General features: G+C 64.7%; 18 protein-coding genes and 1 pseudogene. 10 read left to right on the top strand and 9 right to left on the bottom strand.

The annotated features are described in order from the left end of the window. Positions 1-119: 119 nt before the first annotated feature. The 6 genes from DDE13_RS18160 to DDE13_RS18185 form a co-directional block, all read right to left on the bottom strand. Positions 120-1592, bottom strand: coding sequence for an amidase (locus DDE13_RS18160; RefSeq protein WP_162631084.1), 1473 nt, complete (start codon positions 1590-1592; stop codon positions 120-122). Between the two features lie 223 nt (positions 1593-1815). Further along, positions 1816-2550 carry an isochorismatase family protein gene (locus DDE13_RS18165; RefSeq protein WP_111405671.1) on the bottom strand — a complete coding sequence of 245 codons (735 nt, stop codon included), beginning with the start codon at positions 2548-2550 and terminating at the stop codon, positions 1816-1818. Between the two features lie 69 nt (positions 2551-2619). Continuing rightward, a complete protein-coding gene (locus tag DDE13_RS18170; RefSeq protein ID WP_111405672.1) occupies positions 2620-3624 on the bottom strand; it encodes a D-2-hydroxyacid dehydrogenase family protein in 1005 nt (334 codons plus the stop codon). 14 nt (positions 3625-3638) lie between these two features. Further along, on the bottom strand, positions 3639-5045 hold the full coding sequence (locus DDE13_RS18175; protein ID WP_222626132.1) for an acyclic terpene utilization AtuA family protein: 1407 nt from the start codon (positions 5043-5045) through the stop codon (positions 3639-3641). Next, positions 5042-5497, bottom strand: coding sequence for a DUF4387 domain-containing protein (locus tag DDE13_RS18180; protein WP_222626133.1), 456 nt, complete (start codon positions 5495-5497; stop codon positions 5042-5044). The genes DDE13_RS18175 and DDE13_RS18180 overlap by 4 nt, the downstream gene beginning before the upstream one ends. 374 nt (positions 5498-5871) lie before the next feature. After that, positions 5872-6696, bottom strand: a complete 825-nt coding sequence (locus DDE13_RS18185; RefSeq protein ID WP_222626134.1) for a GntR family transcriptional regulator — start codon at positions 6694-6696, stop codon at positions 5872-5874. On the opposite strand from DDE13_RS18185, the gene DDE13_RS18190 reads away from it, so the two are divergent. The 6 genes from DDE13_RS18190 (at position 6635) to zapE (ending at position 12171) form a co-directional block, all read left to right on the top strand. After that, positions 6635-7489, top strand: coding sequence for a fumarylacetoacetate hydrolase family protein (locus tag DDE13_RS18190; protein ID WP_222626135.1), 855 nt, complete (start codon positions 6635-6637; stop codon positions 7487-7489). The two genes, DDE13_RS18185 and DDE13_RS18190, sit on opposite strands and share 62 nt — an antisense overlap. A gap of 5 nt (positions 7490-7494) precedes the next feature. Further along, a complete protein-coding gene (locus DDE13_RS18195) occupies positions 7495-8292 on the top strand; it encodes an ABC transporter ATP-binding protein (protein WP_111405675.1) in 798 nt (265 codons plus the stop codon). After that, positions 8289-9149 (top strand): ABC transporter permease, encoded by an 861-nt coding sequence (locus DDE13_RS18200; protein ID WP_111405676.1) that lies wholly within the window; start codon positions 8289-8291, stop codon positions 9147-9149. The genes DDE13_RS18195 and DDE13_RS18200 overlap by 4 nt, the downstream gene beginning before the upstream one ends. Continuing rightward, positions 9146-10015 carry an ABC transporter permease gene (locus DDE13_RS18205; RefSeq protein ID WP_111405677.1) on the top strand — a complete coding sequence of 290 codons (870 nt, stop codon included), beginning with the start codon at positions 9146-9148 and terminating at the stop codon, positions 10013-10015. Before DDE13_RS18200 ends, DDE13_RS18205 begins: the two co-directional genes overlap by 4 nt. After that, complete coding sequence (locus DDE13_RS18210; protein WP_111405678.1) at positions 10012-11043, top strand: ABC transporter substrate-binding protein; 1032 nt, start codon at positions 10012-10014, stop codon at positions 11041-11043. The genes DDE13_RS18205 and DDE13_RS18210 overlap by 4 nt, the downstream gene beginning before the upstream one ends. A 69-nt stretch (positions 11044-11112) precedes the next feature. Next, on the top strand, positions 11113-12171 hold the full coding sequence (zapE, locus tag DDE13_RS18215) for a cell division protein ZapE (RefSeq protein ID WP_111405679.1): 1059 nt from the start codon (positions 11113-11115) through the stop codon (positions 12169-12171). Here zapE and DDE13_RS18220 read toward each other — a convergent pair. Beyond that, the gene (locus DDE13_RS18220) at positions 12164-12949 is read right to left on the bottom strand and encodes a molybdate ABC transporter substrate-binding protein (protein WP_222626136.1); all 786 of its coding nucleotides are present in this window, start codon (positions 12947-12949) and stop codon (positions 12164-12166) included. The two genes, zapE and DDE13_RS18220, sit on opposite strands and share 8 nt — an antisense overlap. Positions 12950-13491: 542 nt before the next feature. Between DDE13_RS18220 and DDE13_RS23250 the strand changes: the two are divergent. Next, positions 13492-13614 (top strand): annotated as a pseudogene (locus DDE13_RS23250) (IS3 family transposase); the annotation flags it as partial. Between the two features lie 198 nt (positions 13615-13812). Here the strand turns inward: DDE13_RS23250 and DDE13_RS18235 are convergent. Further along, positions 13813-15873, bottom strand: coding sequence for an ATP-binding protein (locus DDE13_RS18235; protein WP_111405681.1), 2061 nt, complete (start codon positions 15871-15873; stop codon positions 13813-13815). A 323-nt stretch (positions 15874-16196) separates the two neighbouring features. Here DDE13_RS18235 and DDE13_RS18240 point away from each other — a divergent pair, with 323 nt between their 5' ends. From DDE13_RS18240 to DDE13_RS18250, 3 genes are all read left to right on the top strand, one after another. Beyond that, on the top strand, positions 16197-16385 hold the full coding sequence (locus tag DDE13_RS18240; protein WP_111405682.1) for a hypothetical protein: 189 nt from the start codon (positions 16197-16199) through the stop codon (positions 16383-16385). A gap of 202 nt (positions 16386-16587) precedes the next feature. Then, positions 16588-16980, top strand: coding sequence for a hypothetical protein (locus DDE13_RS18245; RefSeq protein ID WP_111405683.1), 393 nt, complete (start codon positions 16588-16590; stop codon positions 16978-16980). A gap of 384 nt (positions 16981-17364) precedes the next feature. Further along, complete coding sequence (locus DDE13_RS18250; RefSeq protein ID WP_111405684.1) at positions 17365-19812, top strand: ATP-binding protein; 2448 nt, start codon at positions 17365-17367, stop codon at positions 19810-19812. A gap of 30 nt (positions 19813-19842) precedes the next feature. On the opposite strand, the gene DDE13_RS18255 is transcribed toward DDE13_RS18250, so the two are convergent. Continuing rightward, positions 19843-20043, bottom strand: coding sequence for an ATP-binding protein (locus DDE13_RS18255; protein ID WP_162631085.1), 201 nt, complete (start codon positions 20041-20043; stop codon positions 19843-19845). Between the last annotated feature and the right edge of the window lie 112 nt (positions 20044-20155).

Raw genomic sequence — 20155 nt, forward strand, 5'->3', positions numbered from 1 at the left:
GAGTGCTACAACTTCTTCAAGGCCGCCGGATACGGAACCGATTAAACGCGACACGCTCTAGGTTTGCAAATGATCGGGCCGCCGCTTGGCGAAGCCGGTCTGTTCGGCCTGGCGCAACTCTACGAGCGTGAAACGCCTTGGCATACGATGAAGCCCCCCGTGGGCTGAGCGACTGATAGAGCGATCGTTGCGGCAAGGTTCCTTCGAGGCTTCCGGGCCTTGTCCGCCCAGTCGAGTCCGGGCGGCGCGACGGTCGCGTGCGGTGCCAGGCGGTGATAGCTTTGGGCGATGCGATAGACGGACCGCTCGTCCTGGTGGCGGCCAACGATCTGCATCGCCAGCGGCAGGCCCGTGGCGGAGAACCCGATCGGGATCGACAGCGCGGGATGACCTGTCAGGTTGAATGGTGCGCGAGCATGGCGACCGTACTGCACGGCAAGCCTGTCGGGATCGTCAAGCCGCGCGGGTGTTTCCATGTTCGTGGCCGTGATCAAGACATCGACGTCCGCGAGTGCGGCATCGATCCGGGCCCTGAAATGGTGCTGCAAGTCCCTGGCCCTGATGTAGTCGGCGGCTGGAATGAAGGCGCCGGGAAGGAGCCGCGCGCGGGTACTTGCACTATACTCGACGGCACGGGTTCGCAGCAGGTTGCGATGAAGGGCATAGCCCTCGGAAATCAGGATGATCCGGCTGCAATCGGCCATGTCCTGCAGCGGCGGAACATCGACCTCCACAATCTCCGCGCCATGATCGGCGAGGGTTTCGATTGCTGTTTCGATGGCCTCGGTCATCTCCGGGGCGGCCTGCATGTCGGTTCGATAGAACCGCCTGATCACACCGATGCGCTGGCCCCTCAGCCCTGTCGTTGCGATGGGTGCCACGAGATCGCCCATCGGTGACCCGTTGAGGACGCGAAGGACGATTTCGTTTCCGGCCACGTCGGGTGTCAGCGGGCCGACGGTATCGAGACTGCGGGACAATTCCACGATACCGCCCACCGGGATGCTGCCATGGGTTGGCTTCATGCCGACGATGCCGCAGGCGGCGGCGGGATTGCGCACCGAGCCGCCCGTGTCGGTGCCAAGGGCGAAGGGTACCATGCGCGCGGCGACCGCCGCGCCGCTGCCGCTGGAGGAGCCTCCGGTGAAATGCGCCGGGTTCCATGGGTTGCGTGCCGGCGGCGCAGGAAGATCATAGGCAGGTCCGCCAAGGGCGAATTCATGTGTGGCGAGCTTGCCGACGAAGATCGCGCCTGCGGCCTCGAGGCGCGCGACGCAGGTGGCGCTTGTGCGGGCGACATTGCGCGCCAGCAGGCGCGACTGTGCCGTCGTGCGGAAGCCTTCGCGATCGAAGATGTCCTTGAGCGCAAAGGGGATGCCATGAAGCGGCCCGCGTGGCCCGCGACTGCGGATTTCGGCTTCCGCCTGGGCGGCCATGTCGAGGGCATGGGCCTCGGCCACCTCAAGAAAGGCGTTCAGATGCGGGTCACGTTGCCGGATGCGGTCCAGCGATCGCTGCATGATTTCGCGCGGCGAAACGGCGCCTTGGGCATAGGCGTCCGCGATCTCGGGAATGGTATCGAAGTCATCCATCCTGGTCCGCGCCCTCCGCGGGTGACACGAGGTCTGCAATGGGTTCGATCGCGTCCTGTGACCGGCCACGCCGGAAACGGTCGAGCAGTTGCGCAGCCGCCTCCCGCGCCTGCGAAACTTCCGCAGGGTCGCAACCGGGCAGGGTGAGCGCGTCCGCGCAAGGACGGTCGCCATTCTTCATCGGGGCAATGTGTCCGGTGGCGTCGTGGCCGACGACCGCGGTTCAGGCCCCTTCATCAGCGCTTGCCCCTTGCCTGTGGCTGCGCACGGCCGCCAGGACCTGGTCGGTCGGCATGACGTCGGCGCAACGGTAGTGCAGGTCGAAAAGCGTCATCGCGTGAGAAGCCTCGATCCGGTCGAAAACGCATTCCTCGGGGATGACGATCCGCAAACGGTGCGAGACGGCGTCCGTCACGGTGGAGCGGATGCAGCCCGCCGTCGTCATGCCGGCCACCAGGATGGTGTCCACCTGCAGGTATTGCAGATGCCCGATCAGCGGCGTGCCCCAGAATCCGCTGGGGGCAGATTTCTCGATGACCGGTTCGCCCGGCTTGGGCGCCACTTCGTCGATGATGCGCGTGGCGCGCCGCATCTGATCGCTTACCGGGGTGGTGACACGGGCGCTGGGGCTGGGACGATTGCGCGCCTCGATCCAGCCGACCAACCCGTCCGAAGGATCGCGCATGGTGATATGAACCACCGGAATGTCGCAGGCCCGGCAGGTATCGAGCAACTCCACGATGCGGGGCAGCGCCTTCCAGCCATTCTCGCCGCAACTCCATGGCCAGGACTTGACCGACTCCAGAAGCGGCTCGGGCTTGTCACCGAAGCCACCCCGGTAGACATCCACCATGATCAGGGCCATGCGCCGCTCCGAAAGATCGAAGGGCGGCCGTTTGCGCGCCGCGATCCATTCCTGCTCGTCTTCGGTTAGGTACTTGTCCCAGATGCGCGCCATCGGGCACCTCCATCACTATGTGTATGTTCTGCGGACCGCGGCCGCATGCGCCCCTTGTGCGCCGGTATGTCAGCCGGCCTTGTGCATCTGCTTGGCCACCTGCGAATCCGGCCTGAAGGGTTGCGCCCCGGAGATCGTGCGAATGGGTTCGCCCGCACGGTAGGCCAGCAGGTTTTCGAGGGATTCCTCGTAAAAGATCCGGTAGTTTTCCTCGGTTACGAAGCCGACATGCGGCGTCGCGATGACGTTCGGCAAAAGCCGGAATGGGTGGTCGACGGGCAGGGGCTCCACCTCGAAGACATCGAGCCCCGCGCCGCCGATCCGGTTCTCGGACAGCGCTGCGATCAGGGCGCGTTCGTCCACGATCTGCGGGCGGGATGTATTCACGATATAGCCCTGCGGTTTCATGGCAGCGATTTCGTCCGGGCCCACAAGCCCGACGGTGCGATCGCCGAGCGGGATATGCACCGTGATCGCGTCGGAGCGTTCGAACAGCTCGCGCTTGCTCACGCAGGTCACACCGAAAGGTGCCGTGCGCTCGGGCGTCAGGTTCGGGCTCCAGGCTGTTACGGACATGCCGAAGGCCTTACCGATGGCGGCCACCGGCTGACCCATGTTGCCAAGACCGACGATGCCCAGTGTCTTGCCCGCTAGCCCCCGGCCAAGGCCCACTTGCCACCCCCCGGCGCGAAGGGAGGCGCTTTCCTGCGGCATGCGGCGGAACAGGCCCAGTATCATCGCCCAAGTGATTTCCACCGTCGTCTGGTGAAGCGCGTCCGTTGTCGAAACCGTGATCCCCAGCCGGTCGCAGGCGTCAAGATCGAGCGAGCGGTTGTTGCGCATGCCCGTCGCGAGGATCAGCTTCAGGCGTGGCAACCGCTCCAGCACCGAGACGGGGAATTCGGTGCGTTCGCGGATGCGCATCACGGCATCGAAATCGGACAGCCGTCCAAGCAGCGCATCGGCATCCGGAACGTGATCGCGGAAGGGGACCACGGTCACGCCTTCGGCCCGGCTCCAGTCGACGAGACGCTCGGCCAGACCCTGGTAATCGTCGAGAATTGCAAGACGCATGTCGGAGGACTCCCTCATGGCTCTCGGATTTCTTCGATACGCACGGGGAACAGGCCCGCCGTGTCGTCGGTCTCCATCAGGTGATAGACGTTGAAGCGATAGGCGGCGCCGGCCGAGACCTCGGGCGGGGTCAGGGGGAAGGCCAGGTTTCCGGCCGTCGACAGCCTCCCGTCATAGCCGTGATGCAAGAGATACTGCTTGGTCGTGCGGATCACTTCCTGCGCGCGCTCCGGCGTCGGGGCGATGCACTGGCCCAGCACGAACACCTCGCGCGGCAGGGCGGCGGGCGGCTCCGGCCACTTGATCACGCCATCCACGCCATAAACCCGGAAGCGAAGATCGTAATCGGGGGCGCTGTCCTCGCAGACGAGCCCGGCCACGATTTCCGCGACTTCGTCGAAGATGTCGACGCTGCGGGCGATGAAGCGTGGATCGGCGCTGGCCGCGAGTAGCAGGGCGCGGTGCCCTAGGAAGCGCGCGCCCTCAAGCTTGATCGTCGTTTTCGCTGCCGGGATCCATTCGGCGCCGCTGACCCGCGTGCGCCGGGCGTCGAGCGGCTCGTAGCGTGCCGCGCGAAGGTCGACGCACCCGTCCGGCTCGATAATCTCGTAGGGGCTCGATTGTTCGTAGAGACTGTGGCCCGCGACCGACGCCGGCGTGGCTGCGCGCTGCGGCGCCATGCTTTCAAGCGTGAAACTTTCGTCGTCCAGCGTTGCCAGGATCGTGTCCCGTCCTCCGGGGATGCAGCACAGCGAGGCGCATTCCACGATCTTGGCCATATGTGTCGCCAGCCCGCGTGGAAAGCCGAGCATCACCGGCAGCGTGGCGAAAATGCCGGTGTCGCAGGCACGACCGGCGATCAGCACGTCGGGATCCGTCTCGAGCGCCCGCCTGAAAGCGTCGAGCCCCATTTGCCCTACCAGCTGATCGGCGTTCTCGACATCTTCCTCGGTCAGGTCCGGCATGCCGTCGAGGGGATGCACGCGCCCCGCCCGCATTGCCGCCGTCACGGTGTCGCGCGGGATGTCCGCACCGATGCTGGCCATGCGGAACGCCAGCCCGTCTGCGGCTGCGATCTCGCGCAGCATTTCAAGCGTGGCTTCCATGTGCGGGGCTGCCCCGGCCGAACCGGCCGACCCGATGACGAGCGGAATGCCCGCGTCAAGTGCCGCGTGTAGAACCTTGCGCAGGTCACGGCGCGCCCCGATGTGCGTGGGCGCCATCGTGCCGCTTCCCAGATAGGCGGGGCCGATATCGATCGAGCCCATGTCACATCCGATCATGTCCGGCGCACGGTCGAGGCCGGCCCGCAGCGCCGGGCTCGGGATCCCATAACCCAGTTGCCCCGAGGCGCCCAGAATGCGCAGCGGACGCCGCTTTCCGCGTGCGAAGTCTTCGCGCAGGCGGGCGACGGCGTTCACAGCGTGATCTCCAGAAGTGGCGCGTGCTGCTGAGCACCGTAGACATCGCTGTCATCCGGATCGCCCGCCATGATGTCGCGGCGCAAGGCGATTTTCACAGCATTGGCGGGCGGATAGGTGATGACGCTGACCTCCTCTGCGGGTCGCCCATAGGCGCGGGCCACTTCCGTGCGCAGGCGTGCGGCGGCGGCCTCGACCTTCGCGAAGCTCGCGGCGTCGGGAAAGATCAGATCGAGCGTCAGGACTCGCGGTCCCGCGTTCTTGCTGCGGATGACGGTTGCAAGCTCGGTCAGGCGCATCCCAAGCGGCCCCCCGGCCAGTCGCGTTGTTTGGCAGGAGCCGGAGCCACTGCATTGCAGGGTGTTCGCATCCTGACTGTTCCTCCTCTGGGTCTTCACCGAGAGCTGGCGGCCTGCGCCCGTGCCGCACCCACGGGCGGTCAGTTCATCCACCAGCGATAAGCGGAATCCGATAATCAGTCAACTGTCGACATTTTACTTAGAATCTTATCGAGGCACGTGCCTGACTTTCGGGCAGGGGTCTGACGGTGTGCGATCGTGGCCAATCCCCGAGGTGAAAGGAGTTTCCGGCCCTCGGCCAGGTCGTCCGCGCTGCGCAAAGGCGAACTGTCGGCGCCTTCTGTCGCGGCGCCACGTCACGGATCTGCCAAACCGCGGCGCGCGCCGTCAGAACGACAGTCGGTGATTGCGTGCTTCGACCGCACGGTCGGGGTGGGAAAATCAGCCACACCGCGTCAACATTGAAGAAATGCGAACTGCGTCCGGATTTCACTCCGGCAGGGGCCGCACGGATAGGTCTGGCGCGTTCAGGAACCGAAAGCGCGCAGTTCCTCGGCGGTCTTCGAATAGTGTTCCGCGGTCAGGTCACAGGCCCGCGTCACGTCGCGCGCCAGTACGGCGCGGGCAATGTCAGCATGTTCCCTGGCGAGGTCGCGCCGGCTGTTCGCGCTGCTGACAGAGGCGCGGCGATAGCGTTCCGCGACGGTGTGCAGGTTGTCCCGCACGCGCAGCAACCAGTTCGAGCCACAGCCCGCAACGATGGCCTTGTGAAAGGCGGTGTTGGCCCTTTCCCATTGATCCGTCCCCGGGTTCACCTCGCGATCGGCCTTCGCCATCAGGTAGCTGGCGGATGCGACCCCGGCTTCCCAATCGTCGCTTCCGTTCAGGATCGACAGCCGAATCGCTTCGCGCTCCACGGCGATGCGGGCCACCGTCACATCGGCGAATTCCCTTGGATCGAGCGGCGTCACGGTGAAGCCGCGATTTCCTTCGGCCATGACCAGACCCTCGGCCGCCAGTCGTTGCAGCGCTTCGCGCAGCGGGCTGGGGCCGATCCCGTAGGCTTCGCGCAAACGCTCGATCCTGAGCCTTTCGCGCGGCTTGCGGACGCCGGCGATGATGTCGCGCCGCAGTTGCTGCCATGCCGTTTCGGCAAGGGTGAGAACCATCTGAGGTTCCGAGGGAGGCGGAAAGCTTTCCATGGTCTTCAACAACTCCGGAATTGACAGCTTGATCAAGTCATGTTTCATTTTATCGACAAAATAGGAATACGTCGAGAAAATGAAGTACGTGACTTTCGAAGTGGACGGGCAGGCTGCGGCGGGTGTGCTGGAAGGCGACGCGGTGCGCATCTGCGCCGAGGGGCCGACCGCAAGGGTCGCCATCGCGGACGCCATCGCGGCTGGAACGCTGGGCGACTGGCCAAGCCGTGACGGGCGCCGGGTCGATTGGGCTGACGTGACGCCGCTGGCACCGATCCCCGAACCGCGCAGCGCGATCTATTGCGTCGGCAAGAACTACCACGCCCATGCAGACGAATTTCACAGCTCCGGCTTCGACAGTTCCAGCAAGGAGTCGGTTCCGCTGCACCCGGTGGTCTTCACCAAGCCCGCCCGTAGCGTCGTCGGGCCCGATGCCATGGTCATGGGGTCACTCGACCCGACAGGCACGGTCGATTACGAAGGCGAGCTGGCGGTCGTGATCGGCAAGCCCGCTTTTCAGGTCGCCCAGTCCGACGCCTGGGATCACGTCCTAGGATACGTGATCGTCAATGACGTCACCTCGCGCGAATTGCAGCGGCAGCACGGCCAGTGGACCATCGGCAAGGGGCTGGACACGTTCTGCCCGATGGGTCCGTGGCTTGTCAGCGCGGACGAGGCGGGGGACCCGGCGCAGATGGAGCTTGTGACACGGGTCAACGGTGAGGTGCGCCAGAAGGCCAGCGTGTCGGACCTGATCTTCGACATCCCCACGCTGATCGAAACCATGAGCCGGACCATGACCCTGCATCCCGGCGACATCATCGCCACGGGAACGGCGGCGGGTGTCGGGATCGGTTTCACGCCGCCGAAATACCTCAAGGCGGGGGACGTGGTGGATGTGTCGATCACGGGCCTCGGCCAACTCAGGAACGAGATCGGGTGACAGCCATGGCCGTGGAAACAGCAACTGCCGGGGATCACGATGCGGCGACGCTGCCGGTGATCGCGGCGCACGACCTGCGCAAGACCTTCGCCGGCGGCTCGGTCGTGGCCGTCGAGGACGCGGATTTCCAGATCCGGCCGGGCGAGTTCATCTCGCTCGTCGGGCCATCCGGTTGCGGCAAGTCCACCCTTCTGCGCATGGTCGCTGGCCTGCTCGAACGGACCAGCGGCAGCCTGACCGTGCATGGCCAAGAGGTCACGGGGCCGCATCCGACCGTCGCGATGATGTTCCAGAAGCCCACGCTGCTGGACTGGCGCACGGCGGTCGAAAACGTGCTGCTTCCCACCGAGATCGCCGGTCGCGTCACCGATGCCGACCGCCGCCGGGCGATGGACCTGCTGGAATTGACCGGACTGAAGGATTTCGCCTTTTCCTTCCCGTCGCAGCTGTCGGGCGGGATGCAGCAGCGGGTGGCGCTGGCGCGGCTGCTGCAGACCGGCGCGGACATTCTGCTTCTGGATGAGCCTTTCGGTGCGCTGGACGAATTCACCCGCGAACACCTCAATGTCGAATTGCTGCGGATCGTGAACGAGGTGCGGTCCACCACCCTGTTCGTGACGCACAACATCTCCGAAGCGATCTATCTTGCCGACCGGGTCTTCGTGATGACCCCGCGTCCCGGCCGGATCGCCGGGATCGTCGAGGTGCCTTTCGAACGCCCGCGCCCGCTGTCGATCCAGCAGGGACCGGAGTTCAATGCGCTCGTGTCCAGGGTACGGGCAACATTCGAAAGCGCGGCATGAGCGAGATCGGAGATATCAGGTCGCCGCAAGGCGGACACCGCCGCACGGTCATCCTGCGCCATGTGGGGATTTTCGTATCCCTCATCTCTGCATGGGAAATCGCCTGCCGTCTTGGCTGGCTCGACCCGCTGTTCTTCCCGTTCCCCAGTGCGATCCTGACCGGGTTCTGGCGGCTCTACGTGGCCCAGGGCAACATCTGGCCCCATCTCGGCCTGACCATGGCCGAGGTTCTTGTCGGCTTCGTCGCCGGCTCGGCCTTTGGGATCGGGCTGGCGATCTGCGTGGGCATGGTGGACCGTCTGCGCCGCTACATGAAACCCTATGTCGTCATCCTCGAGGCGACACCGCGCATCGCCATCGGCCCCGTCATCATCGCCGCTTTCGGCTTCGGCTGGACCTCGAAGACGGCGATCGTGATGCTGGTGTGCTTCTTCGCGCCTTTCGTGAACACGCTCAACGGCATGGTCGGGGTCGAGGCCGAGAAGCTTTCGATGTTCCGGTCCATGCGCGCCAGCAAGACTCAGACTTTCCTGAAGCTCATGCTGCCGTCCGCGTTGCCGGAAATCTCCGCAGGTCTGCGCCTTGCCATGGCCTCGGCGCTTGGCGGTGCGCTGGTCGCGGAATTCATCGCGTCCAATGCAGGGCTCGGCGTGCTCATCAACCAGTATACGAGCACGCTCAACATGGCCTCCGCCTTCGTCTGCGTGCTGACGCTCAGCGCGCTGGGATATTTCATCTTCCGCGGCATGGAAGAACTGGATCGGATCTTGGTCTTCTGGAACGACCGCGACCGTACTGCACGGGTCGGCGAACGCCGAAAGGCGGCCTGGGCGGCAGGCAAGGGAGGCAAGTCATGAAGCGCCGCGCCATGTCCAGTGCCGTGCCGGTCGCAAAGCATCTGCTAGTCTTCGCAGCGATCATCGCGATCTGGGAAGGGGCGTCCGCCATCGGGCTGATCGACGTGATCCTGCTGCCGGAACCGCACAAGATCGCCGCCAGCATCTGGAAAATGTATGTCGAGGACGCGGTGATCTACCGCCATTTCCTCATCACCTTCTACGAGGCGCTCGCGGGATTCGTCATCGGCGGGCTGATCGGGTTGGGGTTGGCCGTCGCATCGTCGCTGAACGACGGTTTCCGCCGCTACGTGTCACCCTATGCGATCCTGCTCAACGTGACGCCCGGCCTGGCCCTGACGCCCATCGTCATCGCGTGGTTCGGCTTCGGCTTCAGTTCCAAGATCGCGCTTGGTGCCATCGTCTGCTTCTTCCCGGTCTTCGTGAACACGCTGCTGGCGCTGACCCGGACCGACAGCGAAACGCTGGAGATGTTCCAGTCGATGCGCGCCAGCAAGACCGAAATCTTCTGGAAGTTGCGTGTGCCCGCGGCCCTTCCGATGATCTTCGCGGGCTTCAAGATCGCGATCACCACGGCGCTGGTCGGCGCGGTCGTGGCCGAATTCAGCCAGGCCACGGCCGGGATCGGCGTGCTGATGCAGCGCCTGAGCTTCGCGCTCGACATGAGCGGCGCCATCGCGGCCCTGTTGAGCATGTCGCTGCTCGGGCTGATCCTGTTCACGCTCATCGAGATTCTCGACGATCGCGTCGTCTTCTGGCGCCGCGTCTCGAGGTTGGAAACCGTCAGCCGGAAACGGCGGGATCGCTGGTTTGCAGACCACGGCCCGAAATCCGGCACACCCACAGGGAGGAAAGAAACGACATGAAACATCTGGCAATGACCACGGTTCTGGGCGCGGCCCTGATCGCAGGTAACGCACCTGCGCAGGACCTGACCACTTTCAACGCCGTGATGCCGAAACAGCGCTCGGCAAACTATTTCCCGCTGATCGTGGGCGAGGCGCTGGGTTACTTCGAGGAGGAAGGGATCGAGGTGAACCTGCTTCCGTCGGATACACCGATCCCGTTCGTGAACTTCCTGCGCAACGGGCAGGCAGACATCGCCATGCTCGACTCGGCCGAAGTCCTGCAGGCCGTCGCGGCGGGTGTCGATCTGAACGTCGTCTACGAAGTGATGCAGACCGCACCCGACGGGATCGCGGTGTCGGGCGAGAGCGCCTTGAGCGATGTGTCGGAACTTGAGGGCGAGACGGTGGGCCTCGTGTCCGACCGTGACCGCGTGACCATGCAGATCGCGCTCGACGCGCGCGGACTGACCGAGGATGACGTGACCACCGTCGTCGTGGGCGAAGCCGGGCCGACCCTGGCAGCCGCATTCCGCGACCAGACCGTGGCCGCCATCGCCGGATCCGGGCCCGATTGGCTCGCCATCCAGGCAAACGGCATCCCGGTCAAGCTCATCACGCCGGAAGAGGTGTCCAACAAGCCGGGCAACACCTTCGCCGTGGTCAGCGGCACGCTGGAGGACAAGGCAGACCTGCTCGAAGGGTATTTGCGCGCGTGGTCGAAGGGCATGTACGTGGCGACATTCGCGCCTGACGTGGTGGCCAAAATCGCCCGAGACACGGTGCCCGAGGAATGGGAAAACCCTGAGTTCGGCCAGCAATACCTGAACAATGCGATCCGGTTGAATGTGTCCGTCACGGACACGCTGGGCGGCCTGAACACGGATACCTGGTCGGCGATCCAGCCCGGCATGCAGAAATTCGGGCTGATCGAGGAACAGGTGGATCCGGCTGAATTCCTGGCCCCCGGCCCGGTCGAGGCCGCCAACGATTTCGACCGTGCCGAGGTCGAGGCCGAGGTCGAAGCCTGGCGCGCCGACAACATGTAAGCGGGTCTCCGGCACGCGCCGGTTGCCTGGAGGCCCCTTGGGGCCTCCATTTTTCGTTGGAAACACGCCATGACCGATCTTGTCGCCGTCTACGCGGAACGGGTTGCCAAAGGTCTGCAGGCCGACCCGGCGCAGCAGGGGGTCGTCGAGCGGCTTGACCGTCTGCGGAGGGAACTGCACCGCAAGCCTGGTGTTCTGGACCGGCTTGCGCGCCGACGTGCCGCGCCCGAGGGCGTCTATGTCTGGGGCGATGTGGGGCGAGGCAAGTCGATGCTGGTCGATCTGCTCATGGCGAACCGCGGCGGCATCGCGGCACGTCGGACCCATTTCCAGACCTTCATGCGGGATCTGCACCATGGGCTGCACAGTGCCCGACAGGGCGGGGCGGATGATCCCGTTTCCGCGGCGACAGATCGGCTGACGGGGGACCTGTCGCTCCTCGTGCTGGACGAACTGGAGATTGGCGACATCACCGATGCGATGATCGTCGGGCGCGTGTTCCGACGTGTTTTCGACAGGGGGATCGCCGTCGTGGCCACTTCGAACCGTGCGCCGGGCGACCTTTACCGGGACGGGCTCAAACGCGAACTGTTCCTGCCCTTCGTGCGCCTGATGGAAGAGCACACAGAGGTCCTGCATCTTGCAGGTGGGCGGGATTATCGCAGGGGCGGTGCGGTGGACGGCGATCTTTATCGCGTCGACGCCGACATGGACGCGTCCGTACTCGATCCATTGTGGACGGCTGTTGCGGGTTCGGAGCTATCCCTGCGGCTCCCCGCGGCCCGGATTACCGTTCGCCAAAAGGGCAAGATGGTGCGCGCGCGATTTGACGCGCTGTGCCGCGCACCGCTGGCGGCAATGCACTATCTTGAACTGTCCGACCGTTGCGACGCGCTGTTTCTGGACGGGGTTCCCCGCCTTGGCCCGCGGGACGAGGACGCGGCCCGCCGGTTCATCATGCTGATCGACACGCTCTACGACCGCCGCAAGGGACTCGTGGTCTCTGCCGCTGCGGAACCCGAGGCAGTCTATGCCGGCGAGGCATTTATCGACACGTTCCAGCGGACGGCCAGTCGGCTGCACGAGATGCGACAGCCGGACTGGCCGGGACGCCCCCTGTTCAGGTGAAACCGACAGATCGGCGCAGCTCAGCTGCCGCCGGGTCGGCCAGAAGCGCGATCAGGGTCCGGGCATCGTCGGGTGCGGTGGCGTCGCTGGCGATGGCGGCCGTGTAGGTCGTGCCCAACCCGAAGGGGTCGGGCAGCAGACCGACCAGTTCGACCCCGGCTGTGTTCATGATTTCCGTGACCTGTGTGCAACCCAGCGGATTGGCCGACGATTCCTGCGCCATCTGGGCCATCGCGGTCTGGCCGTTTGGAAATTCGCGCAGGCGCACCTTTTCACGGATGCCCAGCCGATCGAGCACGGAGGCCACGTGGATGCCAGCCGTGGCCTTGACCGTATCGGGGCAGAACACACCGTCCGCCGCGGCAAAGGCAGCGGACAGCGCATCGGGTGTTCCGATTTCCGGCCGGGGTGCGCCCTTCTTCACGGCAACGCCCGTTGCGACTTCACCAAGATCGGTGACGCTTGCGGCATCCAGCTTGCCTGCCGCGACCAGCGCATCGATCACGGACCGCGTCAGGATTGCGAGGTCGATGGCTTCACCGGCCATGATGCGATCCTTCATGCCGCCGACCGCGCCGAACTCACCACGGATCTCGTGTCCGGTTTGATCGCGAAACGTATCGCGCAACTTGTCGACCAGTCCGTTCGCGGCACCGCCACTTAGCAGTTTGAGGTCCAAGAACATTCTCCCTTTGTCTTTCTGCAACCCGGCCGGCGCTTGCTGCCGGTGCGGATTTCCACGCTCTTTGTCACCCTTCGGAGCGCGGGTTTCCAGCATTGTTTTTCGATACTTGAATGTGGATCGGTCAGGTGGTGGCGGCCTGAACCCGAACCCGTCGCACCCGGCCACGGGATACGCCACGCCCGTAGCCTGGGCCGCCCGACTCACCGCTGCGGGGGAACCGATCTGCGCAGCAGTATCGTAACGCGGATCGCGCGTCGGAGCAGGCGCGCCATCGCGACTGCCAGACCGTTGCTTCAGGCGGGTGAAGGCCGGGGCGGCACGTGGCTCCGCATCACCGCGGGACGCGAAAGCAAGCGCCGCACGGGGCATTTCCCGATCGTAGTGGCATGCGTCGCGTTGTGGCGGGGACGAGATCAGTAACCCGGCTCGACAGAGCTTTGTGGCAGCAAGGATATTCCGTAGGTACCGGCTTGATCGGCTTGAATCGCGGCCGCCGGTCACAAGGCCGGGCGCGTTTTGTATTCACCCGTGAAGGACTGGAACGACAGAAGCTGGTTTATGGTAATTGGTGATCCGCGGGCACCCGTATTCCAAAGCCGCGATGGGCCAAGGCGCTTGTGAACGAGCGCCAGTTTGTCAATGATCTGGGTTCTGGGCTTTCGACCCTGACCAAATGGGTGACGGCGCACCGTGATACGGACGTGGTGTCAGACGAGGATCGCGAGCTTGCGCGCGCGAAGGAACGCCTGCGCCGCGAGGTATGGGTTTCGCACAGGTCACGGCCAACATCCTCACCAACTTTGTTCCACCTGCGTATGCCTTGATGGATGTCTTCAAGCTGAACTCCAAGGCCTCCGCGTTCCTCTGCCAGCATCAGACACGCTTGGCTTGCGGTTCTGCCCCCGAACAGGCAGCGAAGAACCGGCACAAGCCGGGACTGCATCGACCCGAGGTTCCTACCCGTTCCGTGCGGCGCTCAGTGCCTGTCCCAGCGCGGTGAGCAGCTTGGCTTTCGACATGGGCTTGGTCAGACTGATGTCGTTGCGGCGGATCCCGTTGCCGTGGACATTCGCCTCGTGCGGGTAGCCTGACATGAACACGACCGGCATGCGCGGGTTGCGGTCGCGGATGACATGGACAAGATCGGGCCCCTGCAGCTTGCCCGGCATGACCACATCGGTCAGCACAACGTCGAACCCAGAGCAGGTGTCATCGAGCATCGTCAACGCGATATCGCCCGACGCCGCCTCCGTCACCAGGTAGCCGGCTCCATCGAGGATCATGCGCACGGTCTTGCGCACGTCGTCATTGTCCTCGACCAGCAGGACGCGTCCGCCCCCCGGCGCAGCGTCGGACTGCGGCTTCTCGGCGGCTTTCGTGCCGGCATCTTCAAGGGCGGGCAGGAACAGCTGAAAGGACGACCCATGGCCCCGTTCCGAATAGACGCGGAGCGTGCCGCCGGACTGTTTCGAGAACCCCTGCACCATCGACAGACCAAGACCCGTCCCCTTGCCCTTTCCCTTGGTCGTGAAGAATGGCTCGAAGATGCGGTCGATATCCATCGGATCGATTCCGATCCCGGTGTCGCTGACCGACAGCATCACGTATCGGCCCGGCGCGATGTCCTCGCCCCGCCGGGCAATATAGTCGTCGCCAAGATCCACGTTCGCCGTCTCGACCGTCAGCTTGCCGCCATGGGGCATCGCGTCGCGGGCGTTCAGGATCAGGTTCAGCAGTGCGTTTTCCAGGCCGCCACGGTCCGCGCTGACATATCGGGCGGCCCGGTCCCCGGAGATGGACAGGTCGATATTCTCGGGCACGGTTCGGCGGATCATGTTGTCCATGCCCCGCAGCACCTCGTGCATGTCCAGTACGACGGGCCGCAGGTCGGATCGCCGCGCGAAGCTCAGCACGCTTTGCAGGATGTCGCTGCCGCGTTCGGCCGAACGTATGATATCGTTGAGATAGGTGTCGACAGAGTCGATGCCGCTGCGCGCAAGCGCGACTTCGGCATTGCCCATGACCACGGCCAGCAGGTTGTTCAGATCATGGGCCAGCCCACCGGCAAGCTGCCCGATGGTTTCCTGTTTCTGGGCCTCGGCAATGAACCGTTCGGTCCTCTGGAGTTTTTCCTGTGCCTCGACTTCCACCGTGACGTCGAGGATCAGCGCGTTCCAAAGGATCGCACCGTCGTCGATCCGCTGGGGCGTGGAATAGCCCTGAAGCCATTTCTGTCTGCCTGACGGCGTGACGATACGCCAGCGATGCTCCCACCGATCCATCTGCTGCGCTGATCGCGCGATGGAGGCGCGCAAACCGTCCTCATCCTCGGGAAGGATAACTTCCCACAATCGGCTTGCGTCATTCTCGATCTCCTCCGGCCCGACTTCCCAGATGTCGAGACAACCGGGCGACATATATTCCACCAGGTCCCGGTCGTCGGGGAACAGGATGTAGCGGAAGATCGCGCCGGGCACGTTCGCTGCGAGGTCCGAGAACCGCCGCTCCACGGCGCGCAATTCTGCATTCAGTTCCCGCTGCTCGGCCAGCGCCGTCCGCATCCGGATCTCCCGCGACACGGCATCGGCGAGGGTCTGGACCATTTCGCGGTCGTCCGCGCTCCAGGTCCGTGGCGACGACGACACCGCGCAGAGCGACCCGACCGCCTGGCCCGAGGCATCGACCACCGGCATGCCCAGGTAGGCGATCACGTCCAGCTCCGATACCGCGGGATTGTCGCGGAACCGCGGGTCCTCCCGTGCGTCGGGCACGACGACCGGCGCATGGCTCGCCACCACCGTCTTGCAGAAGGAGTGCGACAGCGGCAGTTCGCGCTTTTCCGACAGGGACGGCGGCAGGCCGTGGGCGGCCTTGATGAACTGCCGGTCGCGCGCAGTGTCAATGATGGCGACAAGGCTGACGGGGCAGCCGAGCGTGCGCGCGACGAGGTCCACGATCCGATCGAAGGCCTGCTCGGCCTCGCCATCCAGAACACCGATGGCGCGCAGACGATCCATGTTGTTCAAATCGCGTACCCCGCGGACATATTCGAAAACCAGTCGCCGCTCTTCGCAGAATAAACCTCTACATTACACTTTGTCTTGTAGTTAAGATTAACTTCGCTTGTAAAGTCACCCGCGCGGAAAGCCGCCTGCCGGGTTTGGCGCATGCACGTGCGCGCCCGCGGTTTCTCACGGCATTGCAAGGTTATTGCACAAACCGACAGGTGCCCTGCACATGCAGGCGACATCGCTGTCTTATCTCAAGCCTCTGAAAGAAACGACTCGCGGCCACCCCTGCGCAGGGCGCCGCGCGTATGGCAGGAAAGGACAGGCACCCCATGGAAGACCGCAGGACAGGACACAGCGATATCCGCTCTGCCATTCGGGCGTGCTATCCTGATCTCTTCGATGGTGTGGACGAATTCGACTTTGTCCCGATGTCCAGCACCGACGCCTGCGATGCCGTGCCAGTGTCGGGTGACGACGACCGCGAACGGGACAGGGCGCCGTGCGCCGATGCGGCCTGAGCCGATGTGCCCGCGCCCCCTGCCCGCACAGCGGGCCGCGGCGGCCGGGCCATATGCCGCGATGCGGCGGATTTTCACAAAGTTGCACAATTCGACACAGGGCCGCCAAACCCGCACAACACCAAGGCGCTAGCCTCTGTCACAGGGCACGGTCGCAACGAAAGGCCGCCGCAGGCGGAACACGCTAGAAGGAAACGCAGTCATGCACGGTTACAGGGATCAAGCCGCGTTCGCCCATCGTCCCGTTGCGTTCGCCGACAGTCGCGGGCGTGATGCCGACGATCGCAGCATCAGCGCGGTCGGGTTGATCGCAATTGCCTTCGTTTGTCTCAAGGGCGGTGCGGCGCTGGCCTTCTTCGGCGGGTTCGGCATCCTGATGTCGCTCCTGATCGGCTGGGCCGCGTCCTTCGTGGGTCTCCTGGCCGTCGTCGCGTGCATCATGCTGAACGATGCCCTGAACGGCCGGACTCGGAACAAAAGCGCGTGGGCAGACGATCCGGACATCAAGATGGCGACGCTTCGCGCAAGCTGGAACCAGAACCTTGCCCTGGCACAGATGGCCCAGCACGGGATCGCGCGCGGCTATCGGGCCTGAATGCGGCGCCAGTTTGGGGGGCCGAGGCACCATTTGGCTGCGCCTGCGCCGTTCCTCTTCCGCGATTACCGTTCGGGCTGCGTCATGCGGTGCATCGCCCGGCGGGCGTGCCAGCATCCGTATCTCCGAGGGAAAGCGGTGCGCCACCTGCTTCTGATCCGCGCGCGAAAGCCGGCGCCACCTGGCCGGGTTGATGGACGGCGGCACAGGTTCCGGCCCGCAATGCCCGGATGGTGCAAGCCGCCCCACCATGCGGACGGGCGCACCAACAGCCAATCAATCATGGATTGAACGCACCGAATACGGTATCAATCGGAAATTCCGTCGGGACCGACGCCAGCCGCTGTCGGGACCCCATATCGGCCCGGGTGCACAGGATCGTTTGTGACGATAACTTTCGTGATCATGCTCCTGCTGGCGGTCGGTGCCGTCGCGGGCAACCTTCTCGACATCGAACTCTACCAATCGATATCGTTCATCTTCGGGTCGGTCTTTGCGCTGATGGCGGCGCGGATGTTCGGGGCCGTGCCGGCGATGCTGGTCGCAGCAGCCGGATCGGCGGTGACGATATTGGCCTGGGGCCATCCATGGGCTGCGGTCGTGCTGACGCTCGAAGCGGGGTTCGTCGCGCTGGCGCTGCGGCGCACCGGCAATCTCGTGCTGGCCGTGGGGCTCTACTGGCTGTTCTTCGGGGCATTGGCGATCCTGTTGAGCTATACCCTGCTGCTTGGCTTGCCATGGGAAAGCGCGGCCTTCATCGCGCTGAAACAGACGATCAACGGCCTTCTCAACGCGGTTCTCGCGGGGCTGGCGCTGGCTGCGCTGCGAATGCGGGCACCACGATTCAAACCGTTGATCCCGCGGGTCGGCATCCACACGCTGATCTTCTATCTCGTGGCGCTTACGACGATCCTGTCGGCCACGATCATGATGATCGCGGAAAGCCGGTCCCAGTACCGCTTCGCTACGGATCAGGTGCGCACCGCGCTGCAAAGCGTCGCCGCCTGGACCCTGCACGATCTCGATCGGGATGAACACGATCAATCGCACAGTGCTTTTTTCGAGGTCGGGCCGGGTGCCGTGCGTTTCGCAAGCGGCCCCGATGGCGTCAGTATCGCGCAATTCGCGGTCTCGATCATCGACGGAAACGGGCAGGCGCGAACGATCCAGGGCACCGCCCGCGCGCTTGACGGCAGTGGAACACTGGAACCCGCGTTCGGCGACGTGTCCTACTGGCAGCCCGACGCGGATATCCCCGAAATGATCCGGTCGCGTGAAAGCCGCTATGTCTATGAAATGCCGGTTGCCGGGCGTGACGACATCTCGGCCATTCATGTCGAATACGAGGTCGCCCCGATCGTGAACTGGCTCGAAGCCAAGGGTCGATGGGACATGGTCATGCTGGCGCTCGCGACGGGCGTGACGCTGCTGGTTACCTATACGGCGATCCGCTGGCTCATGGCGCCGTTGCGGCGGCTGGCGCATCTGTCGAGCGGCATGGACGGGTCCGTGCGGTCGGGTGCACGGATGCAATGGCTTCCCGAGACCGGCGTCGCCGAGTACGACACGCTGTCCACCACGCTCGACACCGCCGCGCGGGCCATATCCCGCGGCTTCGAGGAACGCGCCGAACTCACCGCGACGCTGGAAAGCCGCGTGCGGGAACGCACCGCGCAGCTCGATCTGCTGAACCAGGTCGTGCGGCAGACCCGAAACGCGGTCGTCATCACCGACGTCGCCGGCCGGATCACGTGGGTGAACGAGGCATTCACGCAGCTTTCCGGTTACGACATGGACGCGCTGACCGGACAGGTGCCGGGAACGCTGCTGCAAAGGACGGTGCCGGCAGAGGTGCGCCGGGAAATGCAGTCAGGGCTTGCCAGCGGCGCGGGGTTCGATGTCGAACTGATCAACCACAGCAAGGCGGGGCGCCCCTACTGGGTCGAGATCCGGTGCAGTCCTCTGCATGACGAGCGCGGCGTGCATACCGGGTTCATCGCGATCCAGAACGACGTGACCGAGCGGCACAACCTGGAAGAACGTCTGCGCCAGTCCCAGAAGCTCGAGGCGGTGGGCCAACTCACGGGCGGGCTGGCCCATGATTTCAACAACCTCCTGTCGGTGATCCTGGGGTGCAGCGAATTGCTGGCGGAAAAGGTCGAGGACCGGCCGGATCTGAAGAAGCTCGCCGACATGGCGATGAGCGCGGCGGAACGCGGGTCGGACCTGACGCGCAGCCTGCTCGCGTTCTCGCGCCGTCAGCCGCTGGAGCCGCAATGCGCGGACCTCGAGGACTTGACACAGGACTTCGTGCCGCTCCTGCGCCGGACACTCGGCGAGACGATCCATCTTGTGACCCTTGTGCCCGACCCGCTCTGGCCGGTTCGGGTCGATGTCAGTCAATACGAGTCCGCGGTTCTGAACCTCGCCGTGAATGCGCGCGACGCGATGCCCGACGGTGGCACCCTGTCGATCCGGATGACGAACGAGGAGATCGCGCGCGCCGAGATCGCGGATATCGAGGAAGCTCATCCCGGGGCATATGTCTGCGTTGAGGTGGCGGATACCGGGCACGGCATGTCCCCCGAAATATGCAAGCGCGTGTTCGAACCCTTCTTTTCGACCAAGCGCACCCAGACGAATTCCGGGCTCGGGCTGAGCATGGTATTCGGGTTTCTCGTGCAGTCCGGCGGGTTCGTCCGCATCTGGTCGCAGGAGGGCAAGGGCACGAAGATCAGCCTGTATTTCCCGCGCACGATACCCGATGCTTCGGACACGGATGGCGACATGGTGCAAGGCGCGGCGGATGTCGCGCCCGGCAGGGGCATCTAACACGGCCATCGGGTGGGGTTTTGGCCCCGATCAGGTTGTCGTCGCAGCCCCCGATGCTGCTTCGGGGGCGGCGGGCAGCCACAGTTCGGCGGTCGTGCCCCGGCCCTGCGCACTGCGCAACCGCAGCGTGCCGCCGGCGATCCGGGCGATCCCGTCCACGAGACTGAGACCAAGACCCAGCCTTTCGCCAAAGGCGCGCCCGGTAAAGAGTTCGCCCTGAACAACTCCCAACCTGCTGATTTCCGGCGCAGATCATGCTGAAACGCTGGCGGTGAATTGCAGGGTTTCGTATCATGGAATTCGAAACCTTGCAGATTTCCGGAGCCCCCGATGAAGCCCCATC

It is taken from the genome of Meridianimarinicoccus zhengii (assembly GCF_003254465.1).
Lineage (GTDB): Bacteria > Pseudomonadota > Alphaproteobacteria > Rhodobacterales > Rhodobacteraceae > Meridianimarinicoccus > Meridianimarinicoccus zhengii.